Annotated in this window: 9 protein-coding genes; all 9 read right to left on the minus strand. The window is 67.5% G+C overall.

Annotated elements, in window-relative coordinates:
- Positions 1–134 precede the first annotated feature (134 nt).
- Positions 135–881, minus strand: a complete 747-nt coding sequence (gene dapB, locus DF200_RS09350; RefSeq protein ID WP_109138006.1) for a 4-hydroxy-tetrahydrodipicolinate reductase — start codon at positions 879–881, stop codon at positions 135–137.
- Positions 882–949: 68 nt separating this feature from the next.
- Positions 950–2,263 carry an MFS transporter gene (locus DF200_RS09355; protein WP_158275838.1) on the minus strand — a complete coding sequence of 438 codons (1,314 nt, stop codon included), beginning with the start codon at positions 2,261–2,263 and terminating at the stop codon, positions 950–952.
- A gap of 70 nt (positions 2,264–2,333) precedes the next feature.
- Positions 2,334–3,677: an MFS transporter gene (locus DF200_RS09360; RefSeq protein WP_241520221.1), complete on the minus strand. Its 1,344-nt coding sequence runs from the start codon at positions 3,675–3,677 to the stop codon at positions 2,334–2,336.
- A gap of 147 nt (positions 3,678–3,824) precedes the next feature.
- The gene (locus tag DF200_RS09365; RefSeq protein WP_109138008.1) at positions 3,825–7,889 is read right to left on the minus strand and encodes an ATP-dependent DNA helicase; all 4,065 of its coding nucleotides are present in this window, start codon (positions 7,887–7,889) and stop codon (positions 3,825–3,827) included.
- Complete coding sequence (locus DF200_RS09370; RefSeq protein ID WP_146192061.1) at positions 7,886–12,403, minus strand: PD-(D/E)XK nuclease family protein; 4,518 nt, start codon at positions 12,401–12,403, stop codon at positions 7,886–7,888. Before DF200_RS09370 ends, DF200_RS09365 begins: the two co-directional genes overlap by 4 nt.
- A 98-nt stretch (positions 12,404–12,501) precedes the next feature.
- The gene (locus tag DF200_RS09375) at positions 12,502–13,545 is read right to left on the minus strand and encodes a serine hydrolase (RefSeq protein WP_109138010.1); all 1,044 of its coding nucleotides are present in this window, start codon (positions 13,543–13,545) and stop codon (positions 12,502–12,504) included.
- A gap of 7 nt (positions 13,546–13,552) precedes the next feature.
- Positions 13,553–14,776: a zinc ribbon domain-containing protein gene (locus DF200_RS09380; protein ID WP_109138011.1), complete on the minus strand. Its 1,224-nt coding sequence runs from the start codon at positions 14,774–14,776 to the stop codon at positions 13,553–13,555.
- Between the two features lie 157 nt (positions 14,777–14,933).
- Positions 14,934–16,196, minus strand: a complete 1,263-nt coding sequence (locus DF200_RS09385) for a zinc ribbon domain-containing protein (protein WP_109138012.1) — start codon at positions 16,194–16,196, stop codon at positions 14,934–14,936.
- Positions 16,197–16,294: 98 nt separating this feature from the next.
- Positions 16,295–17,092: DUF6574 domain-containing protein (locus DF200_RS10880; protein ID WP_206603439.1), on the minus strand; the 798-nt coding region annotated here is incomplete at its 5' end.

A 17,092-nucleotide genomic window follows, 5' to 3' on the forward strand; every position in this document is an offset into this window, starting at 1 on the left:
ATGTGGTATGCGTCGCCCACGACACTCAAGGCCGTTCGGCCTCACTTCGATGTCTGCTTGGCAGCGTCTAGCCGACCCCTCCGCTGCTTACGCTTGGCCGACGCATCCCCCCGCCCGGCGCCGTCCTACCCCGACTACAGGTCGAGAAGGTTGTTCAGGCCGATAGTAACCCCCGGATGCGCGCTCACCTTGCGTACGGCGAGGAGGACGCCGGGCATGAAGGAGCCGCGGTCGAAGCAGTCGGAGCGGATGACGAGCTGTTCGCCGGGGTTGCCGAGGAGGACCTCCTCGTGGGCGTTGAGGCCGCGGAGGCGGACGGCGTGGACGTGTATGCCGTCGACGGTCTGGCCGCGGGAGCCGCCGTCGGTTTCGGTGGCGTCGGGGACGGGGGCGAGGCCGGCTGCCTTGCGGGCGTCGGCGATGGTGTGCGCGGTGTGGATGGCGGTGCCGCTGGGGGCGTCGACCTTGTCGGGGTGGTGCATTTCGACGACTTCGGCGGATTCGAAGTATTTGGCGGCGAGGCCGGCGAAGTGGTCGGTGAGGACGGCGGAGATGGCGAAGTTGGGGGCGATGAACACGGACTGGTTCGGACGCGGGGCCTGGGCGAGGGCCGCGCGTACCTGGTCGAGTTTCTCGTCGGTCCAGCCGGTGGTGCCGACGACGACGTCGACGCCTTGGCCGATGAGGGTGAGCACGTTGCCGAGGGAGACGGATGGAACGGTGAATTCGACGGCGACGTCGGTGTTGTCGGGAGTGATGCGGGTGAGGTCGTCGCCGGCGTCGAGGGCGAGGGCGAGTTCGGTGTCGGACGCGTCGTTGACGGCGTTGACGACGTTGCCGCCCATGCGGCCTTTGGCGCCGACTACGGAAACCTTGATCATGGATGCTCCTTTTCGGGATGGGTTCGTTGGTGTTCGTTTCTTGTAATCAGTATGGACGCAGACCGCGATCAGCGGTGGAGGCGTTCACGCAGGGCCTTCATGGTGCGCGGCAGCATGATGGTGAAGGCGGTGAGGCCCAGGGCCCATAGCGGGTATTGGATGAGCACGGCCACACGCATGGCGTGGTCGGTGTAGAGGCTGGGGTCGGTGGCGCCCTGGGCGTCGAGCATGAGGCCGACGCCGAGGAACACGATGGCGGAGGAGAGGAACCCTCCGGTGTTGGCGAAGCCGGTGGCGGCGCCGAGGTTTTCGGGCCTGTTGGTGTCGCGGGCGAAGTCGAAGGCGATGTTGGAGGCGGGTCCGCCGCTGGAGATGGCGAGGAGCAGCACCCACATGAACCATGTGGGATGCGGTCCGGGGGTGAGGAGGAGGATGGTCCAGCAGATGATCTGCGCGCCGACGGTGGTGTAGATGATGGCGGCGCGGCCGTGGATGGGGTGGAGTCCGGCGACACGGCCCATGATGAGCGCCCATGCCACGTTGATGACCATGCCGATGGCGAGGTAGGCGCTGGCCTGGTTTCTGGACCAGTGTTCGACGGCGAGGAGGAACGGGAATCCCCATAGTTGGTTCATCATGTTGATGGAGAACCATGTGGTGGCGTGCGCCCAGAATCCGCAGAACGTGCCGGGTGTCCTCACCGCGGCCCTGAGTCCGCCGAGGGCGGCTTTCATGCCGCCTTGGGGAGGTTCGTGGCGGCGGCCGTGCTGGCGTGGATCGTCGCGGACGCCGAGCAGCACGCAGGATGCGATGCATACGCCCACGCCGGTCAGGGAGAGGAAGGCCGCGGTCCAGCCGGTGAGGTCGAGCAGCCAGACGAACGGGTAGATGGAGATGATCTGGCCTATGCCGCCGAGCATGGAGGTCAGCTGGTTCATGAGCGGCACCCGGATGAGGGGGAACCATGCGGAGACGAGCCGTATGACGGAGATGAAGGTCATGGCGTCGCCCATGCCGACGATGCCTCGTCCGATGATCGCCAGCCCGGTGACGGGTGCGACGGCCATGAGCGTCTGTCCGAACGCCATGAGGAATCCGCCGGTGGCGATGAGCTTGCGTGCGCCGAACCGGTCGAGCAGCACGCCCGCCGGTATCTGCATGATCGCGTATACGAACAGCTGCAGGTAGAGGAACATGGACAGCGCGGTGCTGGTGGTGTGGAAGTGTTCGGCGGCGGTGATGCCGGTCGCCGACATCGACGAGCGGCAGGTGACGGCGAACACGTAGCCGAGCATGGCGGTGCCCCATATGGCGTATGCCTTGGCGTCGCCTTTGCGTGTCGAGGCCGTGCGGTCGTGCCGCTCCCCCATGTTCCGTTCCATGTGGCCCATCGTACGCAGGTGCCGCCCCTCCCGCTTCGGATGTTTCGCGATCCGGTGGACGGCGGTGCCGCTAGCGTCGTCGCCGGGCGAGCATCCAGGCCAGGGCGGCGAGGGGCACGGAGCAGGCGGTGGCGAGGAAGGGGATCCACATGCCGGCGTGGGTGCCGTATGCGTCGAGCACGACACCGGTGACCGAGGAGCCGAGCGAGACGCCGACCGAGTTGCCGGTGTTGAGCCAGGACAGTCCCTCGGTGAGTGATTCGTCGGGGACGATGTCCTTGACGAGAAGATTGCCGGTGGCGAATGCAGGGGCCACGAACATGCCTGCGAACACCTCAAGGACGCCGAGCACGACGAGGTTGTCGGCGCTGAGCCGGAATCCCACGTACCATGCCGAGAGGATGGCGAGGAGGATCACCATATGGCTCCAATGCGAGCCTTTGAGCTTCAGGGAGCCGAACACCAGCGCGCCGAAGAGCGAGCCGACGGCGAACAGGGCCAGCTGCAGTCCGACGATCTTCTCCAGCCCCATGGATTTGGTGATGGCGGTCATCGACACATCGAAGGCGGAGAAGCTCATGTTGAACGCCACGAACACGGCCACGAGCAGTCCGATGCCGGGGTACAGCAGGGCGCTTCTCACGTGGCCGCGCGTGCCGATCCTGCGGCCGGACGCCCCGTCGCGCACATTGCCGCCGCCGGTGACCGCGCCGCCGGAGCCGTCGTCCGTCACCGTGGCCGTGGAGACGACCACCGGGGGCTGGGTGGATTTCAGGGAGAAGAACACCGTGCCGCCGCATAATGCGCACAACGCCGGCACGACCAGCTGCGAGACCGGGTGCACGGAGGTGGCGAGGAACGCGGCGAGGATGGGGCCGAGCACGAACACCGTCTCGTCGATGGCGGATTCGAACGCGTAGGCGGCGTTGAGCAGCGTGTCGTCCTTTTCTCCGCGCAGCGCCCACGCCCATCGGGTGCGTACGAGCGCGCCGAACGCGAACTGGGTGACGCCCATGAGCACAGCCAGGACGAACAGCGCGGGGATGGGTATGCGCAACAGGGCGCCCATGGCGAACGACAGCATGGCCACGACCTGCAGGCCGAGGGCCACGCGGCCGACCCGACGTTGTCCGAGACGGTCGAACAGGCGCGCATAGAGCGGGGTGACCACCGCGGCCGACAGCACGTATACGGCGCTCATGGCACCGGCCACGGTCCAGTTGTCGTAGATGTGGTTGAGGGCCAGCACGATGCCCAGCCCCATCATCGAGATGGGGAGTCTGGCCACGGCGGCCGCGGCGGAGAACGCCTTGGCGCCCGGGGGGCGGAAGATGACCCCGTATGGGGACCGGCGTCTGTCGGACGTGGTCCTGCGGATGGTCTGTCGCGATGCGTTCGGCTGCGAATTCGGCATAATCGTTTCCTTGGATTCGATCATATTGGATGAGTCGCCATCGAACCGGCCGTTCCGTGTCCAATCCGATGGGCAGGGATTCCCGTCCGGGCGATGGACGATGACCGTCGTCGCTTCGTCCGGAGGGGCGGCCTGGCTTCCGCTCGCTCAGTCGTTGTCCGATTGCGGGGGCATTCCGCCGTCGAGTTCGCCGATGATCTCGGTCTCGTCCTTCGGCAGGGCATGCAGTTCGCGTTCCGCCTCGTCGTCAACGCTCAGGTAGTACAGCGTGGCATCGATGCCTGCCAGCGGCACTCCCTCGATTCGCGACAACAGTAGCCGATACATGTCGAGCTGGGCAAGTCTGTCGGCGATGTCCTGCGTGTCGTATGGCCGGCGACCGGTCTTCCAGTCGACGACGGTGAACCGCTTGGAGGGGTCGTCGGGGTCGAGACCGCCGTGGAACACGGCATCGAGCTTGCCGTTGACGATGCGGCGGCGGCCGTCACGCCCCTCGATGGCGGCGACGATGGACCGTTCCGCCCATGCGGCGCGGCGCCGCGCCCACGACGATGCGATGAGACGCCGCTTCCAGACGAGCAGGCGACGGCCCATGACCGGGTCGGCGGCGGACGACGTCGTGGGCGATTCCGTGGCCGACGTCATCGTCGACGTCATGGACGACGACTCCCTCATGACGTCGTCGATCATCGCCGAGCGCGACGCGACGATGTCGTCCCGCATCGACGTCGTCATGGCGTCTCCCCCGTCAGGGCATATGAACCGCGCCGCCCAGTCATGGAAGACCGTGCCGGCCTCCGCGGTCGGCGAGGACATGCGGGGGACGGGACGCACGATGCCGGCCCACAGCCGTCGTTCGGCCTCCGGGTCGTCCGTATGGCCCAGCGCCGACGAACGGGCCTGGATGGCGGTGACGTTCTGTCTCCCGGAGGCGAGTATGCGCTCGCCTTCGGCGCGCAGGCGCTCCAGTTCCGAACGGTTGTCGCGGCGGTCTTCATCCCCTGTCAGTCCCGCCTCCACCAGACGGCGGGCGTGGGCGAGCAGGGTTCCTGACGGGGACGCCGAATCGTCGGCGATGTGGCGCCGGCGCGTCACGTCGCGTGCGCTGAGCCTCCGCGCACGCGAGACCGCGGCGTCCAACGGCCTCGGCCAGGGTATGCGGTCGACGGCGTCGACGCCGGTCGTCGGACGCAGCCAGGCCTCGCCCACTACGGCGTTCTCGTATTCCCGGGCATGGTCGCCGACGAACAGTCCGGCGACCGACCGCGGCAGCGATTCCGGCACGGCGTCGTCATCGGCGTCGACGTTCGTCGGCGCGGAGACGGCGTCGGCGCGTGCGGCGAACGCCTCGTGCACCTCCATCCAGAAGTTCGAGGCCTTGTCCATGTTCAGCGGCTTGGCGTCCTCGTCGGGTACACACGACATGCTTCTGCCATCGACGCTGAAGGTGAGCAGCGCGTCATGGCGCGCGCGGGTGAGCGCCACATACATGAGCCGTCGCTCGTCGGCATGCAGACGCCGGCCGTATTCCTCCTGCTGACTGAGGAACCGTGCGGAATCGGCGATGTCGTCCCTGTCGCCGTCGCCGTTCTCCGGTGCGAACGCCTCGTCGGCGATGCGTTCGGCGGAGTCCAGTCCAGCCAACGCGTCCACGGGGTCCGATTCGGCGTCCAGATCGTGAGGGAACCGCGGCAGGATCGCCGCATCCACACGCATCGGGGCCGGCACCGCGGTGGGATCCTCCAGCCAGGTGCGGGCGGTCTCATGGTATTCCGGCGGATTCCATGCGGCGACGTCGCCGGTCGGTTCCACACCTCCGATGCGCCCATCGTCGGCGCCGATGGCGAGATTGTCTCCCTGTGAGCTGGGGAATCCACGCTGTTTCAGCCCGACGACGGCGACGGCGTCCCATTCGAGCCCCTTCGCCTGATGGACGGTCATCAGGGTGACGTCGGCCTTGCCGGAGCTCACGCCCCGCGACATCTCCGGCACCGTGCCGAGGGCGTCCACCCATGACACGAATCCGCGCAGCGACGGCGCGAGACCGTCCGGCAGCTCCTGCAGGTACGTGGCCGCAAGATCGACGACGGCGTCCACGGAGGCCCTGACGTCGGCGGGGCTCCGGCCCACGCCGTCGGCGGACATCGACCGGGCCACGATGCAGTCGATGTCGAGCCCGAGCGCCTCCACCGCCCTGTGCAGGATGTCGGCGAGCGGACGGTGGACGGACGATTCCACGCATCGCAGCATGCGCGAGACCTCGACGAGCAGTTCCACACCCCGCCCGGACACCGACCGGGAGGATTCCAAAATGCGTCTGACGTCCTCCTCCATGAGCAGGTCGGCGAGGAACACGCCGTTGGGCACGTCGTCGCGGTGGGCGGCCACGATCGACGGCCATTCGCCGCGGGGCGCGGCGGCGGATGCCAGCCCGGCCTCCACGAGCGCACGGTACCGGTATTCGAGGTTCCGGCGGTCCGCGAGCGCGGCGACGGCTTTGAGGTCGTCCGCGCCGATGCCGAATCGTGGCGTGGCCATGAGCCGCATGAGCGCGGCGGTGTCGGTGTGATCGGCCACGGCGTGCAGCAGGGCCATGAGGTCGCGTACTTCGGGGCGTTCGAGCAGCGCCGAGTAGCCGACGACCTCGCAGGTGAGCCCGGCGGCCTCCAATGCGTCGCGGTAGTCGGGCAACGCGGCTTTGGACCGGAACAGCACCGCGACGTGGGTGCCGGGGCGTCGTTCGCCGGTTTCGGCGTCCGTGCCGTGCAATGCGATGGCCTGTTGGGCGAAGCGCACGACTGCGTCGATCTCCTGGCCGAGGTTCGTGTATCCCTGCACGCCGATCGTGCCGAGGGGCGCGGTCTCCATGGGGTGCAGCGCGGCAACGTCCACTTCGTGCATGAGCGAGCTGCTGCGTCGGAGCGGGGGACGTCGCAGGGGGATGGTCAGGTCGTTGGCCGCTTCGAGCACGATGCGCGAGTTGCGACGGGTCTGCGACAGCGCGTATGGGCGACGGTCGGCGGCCATGCCGAAGTCCTGCTGGAACATGCGGAACGCGCCGGGGCTGGCGCCACGCCATGCGTAGATGGACTGGAATGGGTCTCCCACGGCGTTGACCGCGGTTCGAGGACCGCCGTCGTGTTCCACGTGGAACAGTGCGGCGAGCAGTGTGGCCTGCGTGGTGGACGTGTCCTGGTATTCGTCGAGGAACACGTGCGAGTAGCGTCGCCGGTATTCCTCGCCGATGGAGGGGAACCGGCGCACCAGCTGGAATGCGGCGAGGGTGAAGTCGCTGAATTCCGCCATGTTCGCCCTCTTCTTGGCCTGTTGGAATTCCTCGGCGAGGGTGAGCAGCAGTTCCCGCCGGCGGGTGGATGACAGCAGAACGCCGCACCGGTATACGGCGGCCAGGTGTTCGGCCTCGCGCCTCGCCCCGCGGTATTCGTCGAGTTTTTTCGCATAGGTGTCGTCGGTGTCCTTCTTGAGGCGACGGGGCGGTTTGCCGACCTTCGGTTCTTTCTGCGGCACCGGCGTGTCCCCGATGACCGTGGACAGCCGTTCGATGAAGGAGGAGTCCCATCGCCGCACGCGTTCGACGGCGTCGTGGAAGGTCATCGCGTCGTCGCCGATCATGGCGTCGGCGATGGCGTGGGAGAGGGCCATGAGCTGTCCGGTCAGCGTGGAGAACGCCCCCGGATCGGAGTCCCCATCATCCACGGATGGCGCGGTGTCGGACGCCTGGTCGGCGTCCCGGCCGGCGTCGAACAGCATGGCCATGTGCTTGCCCACCACGTCGCCGGCGAGCTGGTATGCGCCGGCCTCGCTCAACGGCTGCGTGTTCTGGTCCATGCCCACCAGCAGACCGTATTGGCGCACGATCGACTGGAAGAACGCGTCATAGGTGAGGATGTCGGGTTTGAGGAACGCACGACCGGAATCGGCGCCGGCCTCCGCGTCGGATTCGGCGCCGTCGGCCGCGGTATGCTCCATGACCGCGGCGGAGACGCGTGACAGCAGTTCGGATGCGGCCTTGCGGGTGAACGTCAGGCCGAGGATCCGTTCCGCGGGGACGCCTCGTTCGATCAATGAGATGACGCGACGGGTCATCGTGTAGGTCTTGCCCGATCCCGCACCGGCGACCACCAGGACGTCCTCCCCCTCGGGTGCGTTGATGACCGCGGCCTGTTCCGCGGTGTCGGTGAACGTGGTCATGACCGGACCTCCAATACGGATGTGATGTCGTCGGCGCATGCGGGGCAGCTGTCCCTGTGCCGGCATATGCCGATGTGCGCCGGATCGGGATGGGCGATGAGGCGACGGGATTCGACGGCTCCGGCCGCGTACATCACCCGGGCGACCATGGTCAGAGCCCACATGGTCTGCGTGCCGCGCCCGTCGAGCAACCGACGCCAGGCCGTCTCCCCGATGGATGCTGGCCGTTCGGCCGGCAGTTCGGGGTCGGAGAACAGACGGTGCAGGCTCGACACGCGGTTGCGCGCCTGGAACGGTTCGGCGTTGAGATGCCCGTCGTGGATCAGCGCCGGTTGATGGCATCCCTCCGGACCGTAGTAGTTGGCGGGGGCCGCATGGTCGGCGACGAAGAACAGCCCGGATTGGGCGATGTCGGGCATGGAGTCCTTCCCCGTCCGCCCGTCCGCGCGGTTCTCGTCGAAGACGAGGCCGAGCTGATAGCAGACGAGCTGCAGGTCGTCGAACTGCTGCGCGGCGGTGCGTCCGCGCCCGGTCTTGTAGTCGATGAGACGTATCCGTTGGCGGCCGTCCGGCATCCGCCGGGTCTCCATGCGGTCCATGCGTCCGGCGATGCGGATCATCAGGTCCGGCCGCATGCCTTCGGGCCATCCGCCCACGAGCATGCCCAGGACAGAATAGAGGTCGTCGCGACCCACCGGTTCGGAGCCGGGGATGGCATTGTAAGCGTCAACGATGTCGTCGAGTCCGAACCGTGCGACGAACGGTTTCTCGCATTCCGCCCGGACCAGCGTGCCCACCTCCACGGCGGCCTTGCCCGACGCGGCATAGGAGTCGTCGTTGCCGTCGACGAAGTATTCGGCGATGTGCCGCAGCAGTCCCGGGGCCGACCGGTCCTTGCGCAGGGCGGCATACCGGTCGGCGACGGTCGCGGCGTCGTCCGGGTCTGGTCTGAGGTCCCGGTAGATCTCCATCATCCGGTCGTGGATCATCCGGACGGCGTCATCGCGCATCATGCCACCCCACCGGTCGGGCATGTCGAGCCGTTCCGCGCTGGCGTGTTCCGCCACGGCGTGGATGACGGTGCCGAACCCTGAGGCGACTCCTGAGGACCGTGGGCCGGAGAACCGGTTGTCCATCAGCCAGCAGACCGGACAGTTCCATATGCCGTCCACCGCGGACGGCGACAGGGTGACAGTGCTCCCGGATTCCATGGCGCTCCCGGATTCCATGGCGCGCCGCTCCTCTGCGGAGACGCCGGTGGGCAGTGCCGTGATGGGGAACACGGCGGCGGATTCGTCGTCCACGATATCCATGCCATCCGAGGTATCGCCATCGTAGGCGTGAAGGAACGGCCAATGCGCCGGATCCGCCTCGTCCACGCCATGGTCGGCAAGGAACGCAAGGGCTTTCGCCGCATCGGCCACGACGGCGTCATCGACATCCGATGCAGCATCATCGACGTCCGATACAGCATCATCGTCCGATACAGCATCGTCCCGGCGATGGCGTCGAGCGAGTATGCCGCGTGCCGCGGCGACGATTCCGCGCACGCTGTATTCCAGTCCATCGTGGTCGCCATCCCCGCCGACGTCCGTGTATTCGGGATCGTCGAGCCGGGGGAACAGCTCCGGCATGAACCCGTAGAGGAAATCCGACGGCGTATGGTCGTCGTCCGCCACCGCGCTGACGCTCACCCGCTCCGTGGCGCGGGTGAGCGAGACGAGGAAGCCCTTCTCCTCGCCGTACAGCACCGCCGCCATGCGCTCGGAACGGACGGAGACGGCCCCGGCGCGCCTCGCCGCCCCGGAACGGCCGTGCAGCATGACGTCGGCGAGGTCCTCCGTGCCGAACATGGTGTTTCGTGCGGCGAGGTTCGGCCATACGCCCTGTTGCAGCGCCGGCATCCACACGAGCGACCAGACCCGGCCGGCGGCTCCGGCCGGTGTGGTCAGGGTGACGGCCTGCTCCACGGGTTTCACGTGGGCGAGGGAGTCCGCCTCGATCTCAAGATTGCGCACCTGGTCGATGAACGAGCCTACGTCGCGTCGGGCGCCGCCGGATTCGCTGAACTGGAACAGCCTCATGGCCGCGTCGAGCCGGTCGTTCGCCGCACGGCCCTCCGCTGTGTTCTCCAATGAGACGCGCTGCCACCGTTCGGCCACGTCGGCGATTCTCCACGCCTGCCACAACACGTATCCCGCCCCGTCCGACGGCAGGCCGCGCATCGATTCGGCGAGACGCCCCACCATGGTCCACGCATGGTCGAACGCCCCGGCCTCGGGGGCGACGTATGCGCCCCGTGTGCCAAGCACGGCATGGACCGCACGAATGACCGATTCGGCGCCGGCGCCGCCCTGGGCGAGCAGCAACAGCATCGCGTCCGCGCCGAAGGCCATCGTCGTGCCGCCATCGTCACCATCGGCACCGTTGCCATCGGCACCGGCATGGTCCGTGCCGTCAATCAGCGAGTCATCGACGATGACCCCGTCGTCGGGCTGCCGTCCCTTCTCCAACGCCGACGCCAGACGCGACCATTGCCTCATCATGGACGGCAGCGAGGCTTCCACCCCGTCCGACGCCGCGTCTTCGCCCGCATGCCCGTCGGCGGCGTACCCGTCGGCCGTGTGCTCATCATCCAGGACACGGCCCAGGGATTCCAGCGCCCGGAAGGCCGACCGGATGACGTCCTGCCGGACCGGACGCCCTTCCGCACCGCTCCCCCGTCCCGCCATGACCAGGGGGCTGGAAAGCAGCGTGCGCATACGGGACCGCACGGCGTTCGCGAGCGCACGCCTTCCCCCCGTCCAGGATTCCGGGCCGCGCATCCGCATCCGTGCCAGTTCGATCATGGCGAACAGTCCCTGGACGAAGGGCTCCTCCTTCAACGGGCGGGTGACCGTCGAATACCGCACCGGCACGCCCTCGCGCCGCAGGCGTTCCCCGTAGATGCGGACGGTGGCGTTGTCGTGGGCGATGACGGCCATGTCGTTCCATTGCCGTGATTCGGCCATGTGCGCATGCATCACGTGCCAGACCACGTCGTCGAGTTCCTCTCCGACACTGCGGTACAAGGCGCCCGAGACGCTGCCGTCGTGTGCGATGGCTTCGGTCCCGGGGGTCCGTGCCACCGGAAGCGCACCGGGGTATCGGGGCATCTTCCCCGGACGCCGCTGCACGGGAAGCGGGTCCTCCTCCACGGAGCGGATGCCCAGGGAGGTTCGTGCCGCCACGAGGTCACGGTATGTTCGGGGGCACGCGTCAGTACCGGCATCAGTGCCGGAATCAGTGTCGACATCGACGCTGGTAGCGTCGACGGCATCGGCAGCGTCGTCAGCCTTTTCGGCGGCCGCATCGTATGGCCGCAGGGTGATGGCGAGGGCGCCAAGCCGTCCCAGTCCCCGGTCGTTCACCGGCATCGAACCGTCGTGGCCGTCCTCCGCCGCGGCGGTCGACGGCGGCTCGGCGATGCGATGGAACAGCATTTCGGGATAGGATCCCCGGAATCCCTGCACGGCCTCGTCGGGGTTGCCGACGAGCAGCAGCATGCAGCCGCGTCGTTCCAGCTCCTGGAGGAAGGCCATGCCGGCGAGCGTCATGTCCTGGGCGTCGTCGACGATGACGGCCCGGGGAACGGCCACGGCGTCGGCGTCACGTGCGGCGGCCACGCCTTCGACGAGCAGCCGCGAGGCGTCGAGACGGTGTTCGTCCGGATACGCCTCGTGAATCGCCGCATCGTATTCGGCGCGCAGGGCGAAGGCGAGCCGCCATTGTGCGGCGAGCCGTTCGCCTGTCGCGCCGGCCGCGCCTTCATCAGCGGCCAGCGTGCCGATGATGGCGTCCTCCTTATCCGGAGAGGCGCCGAGCTCGTTCATACGGGATATCATGTCGCGCAGCTGGTTGACGAAGGCGTCGCTGATGCCTCTGATCAGCAGCGCGTCCGACGTCGGCGGCGCCCCGGCCTGGGAAGCCTGGCCGGGTGACGCCCCGTCGCGGGGTGTACCGTCCTGCGGGGCCACTCCCCCTCCGGCGACCAGCCCGGTCCAGTTCGAGTCGGCGAAATACGAGGCCAGCAGACGGCAGGTACCGCATGGGTCTCCGGCGTTTACGTGGGCGATGTGCGCAGCCAGCACCTCGCGCAGCAGGGAATCCTGTTCGGCGCCGTTGAGCAGCCTGGGAGGGGTTTCTCCATTGCCCGAACGTTGGGCGGAGATGAGACGGAACGCCAATGCGGACAGCGTGGTCACGGGACGCGCCTGCGAGGTGACGCCCATCCGCTCAATCGCCATGTTGCCGAGACGGTCGGCGGAAACACGCCCGGACACGGTCATCACCGCGGCGTCCTGCCCGAATTCGTCGACCGCCTCGATCAGGGCGTCGAGCGCGAACCGGGTCTTGCCGGCCCGCGGCGCCCCCGCCACCAGCAGCGTGCGTGTGATCTGCCCGTCGTCGCGGGCGAGCAGTCCGGTGTACAGGCGTTTCGCCAGCAGCAGCGCCTCGTCGTGACCGTATTCCATCGTTCGCCTCCCGTATCGCGTCCCTTCACTGTACCGCGTGGTCCGCGGCCTCATGAGGGATAACCGGACGAATGCGTGGATGGGGGCGCGCCCCGCCCCTATTCGAGGGATCGCCACACGACGCCGGAAAGCTCGCGGATCTGCGCCTGCGCGGTGACATTGTCGACGTCCTGAGTCATGACGGTCATCACATAGTCGCCGCCATGGTCGGCGGCCGTTCCGTAGACGATGGCGGCGTCGTTCTCCGTGCCCGGTATCTCGCCGGTCTTGTTGGCCACCTTGGTGCCGTCTGGCAGTCCCGCGGGGATCTTGAGACGCCGCTGCTGTCCGAGCAGCAGGGCCAGCATCTTCCGGCTGTACTCCTGCGAGACCAGCTGTCCCCGGTACACCTTCGCCATGAATCGTCCGGCGTCGTCGACCGACGTCCGTTTGAGGCTGGAGTCGTGGGTTCCGGAATCATAGAGCAGGTCGTTCATGGCCGTCTCGTCGAAGCCGTTGGCCTTGGCCGTCCGGTTGACGATGTCGAATCCCCGGTTGGCGTCGCCGTTGCCGAGCGTGGTTACGAGGGTGTTGGTGGCGTCGTTCGAGCTGACGGTGATCATTTCGGTGAGCAGCGCATCGATGCCGGCATCGTCCTTCAGCGCGCCGTCGGCGATTCGCGTGTATACGGCGAGCATGACGTACAGTTTGATGATCGAGGCGGAGGGTTGGCTATGATCGTTCACCGATATGGAGGCGCCGGTCTTCATGTCCTCCACATAGACCGACCATGTGCCGCCGTAGCCGGCGATACGTTGGCCGATGTCGGATTTCAATGCGTCCAGCCGCTTCTGTCTGGCCTGTCTGGCCGCCGATGCGGCGGACCGTGCGGTATCCGACGGGGCTGCGGATTTCGTTGACGTCGACGAAGACGGCGACGACGAGGCGTCACGGTTCAGCGAGGCCTGTGCGGAGGCGACCGACGACGAGGCAGCGGCCTCAAGGGCCGCCGATCGACGGTGCCGGACGACGACGACGGATGCCGCGGCGAGCAACGCCATCACCAGAACGACCGTGATGACGACGACCGGCCATCCCCGGCCTCCATCCGCGTCCCGGCCGGCGTGGCCGGCATGACGGGGGTTGTCGTTTCTCATGCCCATGTGCCGGTCACAGTTCGGAGTTCACTTCGGCCAGGATCTCGTTGGCGAGCTGTGCCGCCGCGCCCTGGCCCTGGCTCTGCGTCATCACCGCGATGCCGGCCGTGGCCCCGGACGACGTCTTCATGGTGATGAAGTAGTTGTACGCGTTCTTGATGCCGCGTCCACGATGCCCGTAGATCGTGGCTCCGGATGGCGCGGCCACGCCTTCGGACGCGAGGCTGTAGGTCATCAGGCCGGTGCCGCCCATCTGGTCGACGGCGATGAGCATCCTCGCCGCATCGGACGGCGACGTGTAGTTCTCGGCGCCATAGGACGACGAGGTCACGTCGCCGAAGGCGCGTTCGAAGTCGGTGCTGGAGTATCCGGCGCTCGAAAGCCACGAGTTCAGCGACGAACGGCCGCCCATGGCGCTGATGGCCGAGTTGCCGTAGCTGTTGTTCATGCCGCGCATCATGGCGTCCGCATAGCTGATCGCGCTTGACCCGCCGCCGTTGTGCGCGGCGAGATACACCGGCAGATACAGGCCGGACGCCACGAAGCGGCTGTTCGCCTGGGACGAGTTGTAGGGGTCGCCGCTGGACGGCACCACCGACACGGCGGACGCCGAATACTTGTTGACTATGGAGTCGAGCTTGGCGGAGTTCAGACCCGTCTTCGCCGGGGCCTGCTGGGTCACCGTGGCCGTTGGCGTGGATGACGGCGATTCGGTGACGGTCTTCGTCTCCGTGGGGGCGGGGCTGACGGTCGTCGTCTCCGTCTGCGTGGGGGCGGACGACTGCGACGTGCTTGACGACGAGGCCTCGCTCTTCGGACCGCCCGAATAGGAGTATACCACGCCGCCGCATACCATCAACGCGACCACGAGCGCCGCGCCGACGATGATGATCGGCAGATTGCGTTTGTCGGACAGCCACCCCTTGAGCCCGCCGCCCCGGCCGCCGTTCGGGGGCAATGCGGCAGCGGCGGCCTGTCCCGCCGCCGGCGCCGCGTTCGGGGATACGGGCGGTATCGACTGCGTGGGCTGCTGCCCGGAAACCGCCTGCATGGGCGTGGGGGCTGGCACCGGCTGGACCGGCATCTGGATCGAGGGCAGCACCTGCCGCTGGCCGCCGTCCCGGAGGATGGTGTCTTCCGATCCGATGTCGGCGGAGTCGTTCACAGGCTTTCCGCACTGCGTGCAGAAGTCGGCGTCATCGGGCAGTTGCGCTTTGCAATGGGGGCAACACATCATCGTTCTCTTCCTTACGTTCCACTCGGTCCTCTATAGGACGTCCCATGCCGATCCGCTCCGCGACGGCACGCGCCATTCCTATCGTAGTCCCCTGATGAACACCACGGTAGTCGGCGCTCGGCCGTCACGGGGCCGACCGTCGGCACCCATCCCCTGCTTACTCCCCGTCGGCCGTCTCATCGTTGGGAATGGTGACGGTGAGGTTCTCGTTCTCCAGGGAGAACGTCCCCCTGATGGTGCCGGAATCGGTGGCGGATCCGTTCTCCCATGGCATGTCGGCATAGTACCGCTGCCGGTAGGTGATGGTCGTTTCGATGGTGGCGGTGGAGAACGTGCCGGTCATGATGTCCACGTCGTCGAGTTCCGGGGTCCCAGACACGTTGCGTGTGATGTCGGCGTATGCCATGGACGAGCCGGTGAAATCGCCGTTGGAGAACCCGCAGCCGCTGACCGCCAGCGCCTTCGACGCCACGCAGTCGTCCACATGCCGTTGCACCTTGTCCAGGAGGGCGCCCCGGAGCTTGTCGGTGGCCCGGGGGATGAGATAGGCGGTCGCCGGCGCGTCGGAGATGGTCGACTCGTCGGAGGTCACATACGCCGAGTCGGCGATGCCGACATGGTAGACGCCCGGATATGCGGGAACGGAGTACTGGGCCATGTCGCCGTAGTCGACGTTCGGATCGGCATCGGACGGCGCGGCGACGTTGTCCTTGGCCGTCGACGCCTTGTCCAGATCGATGTCGACGCCGTTGACCGAGACGTTCGTCATGGTCTTCGGGACGGCTATCTTCAACGTCGTGGTCATCGGCGAGGCAATCCTCCAGGCTCTGAACAGCAGCAGGCGGCGTCCGTCGGGCTCCACCGACACGCGGCCGGAGCGGCGTGCGCCGCCGGCCGAATACGTGACGTCGGCGTCGTACCGCCCGGTGGAATCGTCCCTGCGCATGGAGGAGACCTGCACGTCGGTGATGCGGTCGTTCACGTTGGACGCGGCCTGGTTGACGAACAGGACGCGGGCGTCGTCCTTGACGTCGGGCATGGCCATGGCCGAGGCGTGTTCGAAATCCCCGTCGGCGATGAGGTCCACGTATTCGTTCACCGCATGGCGTGCCGAGAACACGGTGTTGGCGAGGGTGAAGACCACCGCAGCGAGGATGACGACGGCCGCGGCGACGGCGAACAGCACGACCATCCGCCCACGGTCCGGCATGACGGACGATGCCGACGCGTCGTCGGCGGCGCCTGCATCGACTGGGTCGGCCACATCGGCAAGGGAGCGGGGACCCGGCGCCGGCACGACGGGCACCGGGGGAATCCCTCCCATCCGGCCTGTTGCCGGCGTCGGCAACGGACTGCCGCAGTTGATGCAGTATCTCGTGCCGTCGTCGTTGCGTTCTCCGCAACCGGTGCAGAATATCATCGCATACTCCCCCTCATGCCCCTCTCATGCGCATCGCGGTCACGGGCGGCGCCGTCTTCAGTGTACGGGTCGGTGGCCGTCGGCCGTGCCGTCGTGGGTCAGAGCGCGGACGATACCGCGCCGACGACGCCCGCCACCGCGAAGATGGCGAAGAAGACGCCGAGGATCAGGCCGCCGATCAACATGACGAAGATCCACATCCACGTCTTGTCGAGCTTGCGCGAGTTGACGCCCTGGGCGACGATGGCGGACGGCATCGTCAGCCGGAACGAGCCCCCGGTCATGAACAGCGCCGCGGAGAGTATGACCAGCCCCGACCCGATGAGCGCGAACAGGAACGAGGCGAGGTTCAGCGCGACCATGGGCATGGTCTTCTGGGCGATCTCGGTATGCAGCGCGGCGAACGCGACGCGCTCGCCGAACATCCTGCGTCCCATGAAGCAGATGAGGACGAGGATGTACAGCAGCGCGGCGAACAGTATCCACGATTTGAACAGCTCGGAGACGGAGACGCCCGGCGATGTGATCTGCGGGGTGTAGGCCGAGCCGCCGGTCAGGCCGTTCAGGAAGCCGTTGCCCATGTCGACGGTGGCGCTGACCGCCTTGCTCTGCCACATGTACACGGTCAGGGCCATGAGGAACGCGTTGAACACCAGGGGGATGATCGCCCACCACGTCTGGGTGGCGTACCGACGGGAGGGATGCCTGAACGAGTCCCACAGCCAGACGAAGAATGCGCCGGACGAGCCGGCCTGCACCGGTGCCGTCTGCTGCGGGACCGGCCCCTGCGGTCCGGCCTGTGCCACGGGCGACGCCTGCGGAGGGATCTGGAAATGAGGCTGGGCCGGCTGGCCGCCCTGGGGGTTCGGCGGCGGGACGGGACCGGGCAGGGGAAC

It is taken from the genome of Bifidobacterium catulorum, from assembly GCF_003129925.1.
In the GTDB taxonomy this organism is placed as follows: Bacteria; Actinomycetota; Actinomycetes; order Actinomycetales; family Bifidobacteriaceae; genus Galliscardovia; species Galliscardovia catulorum.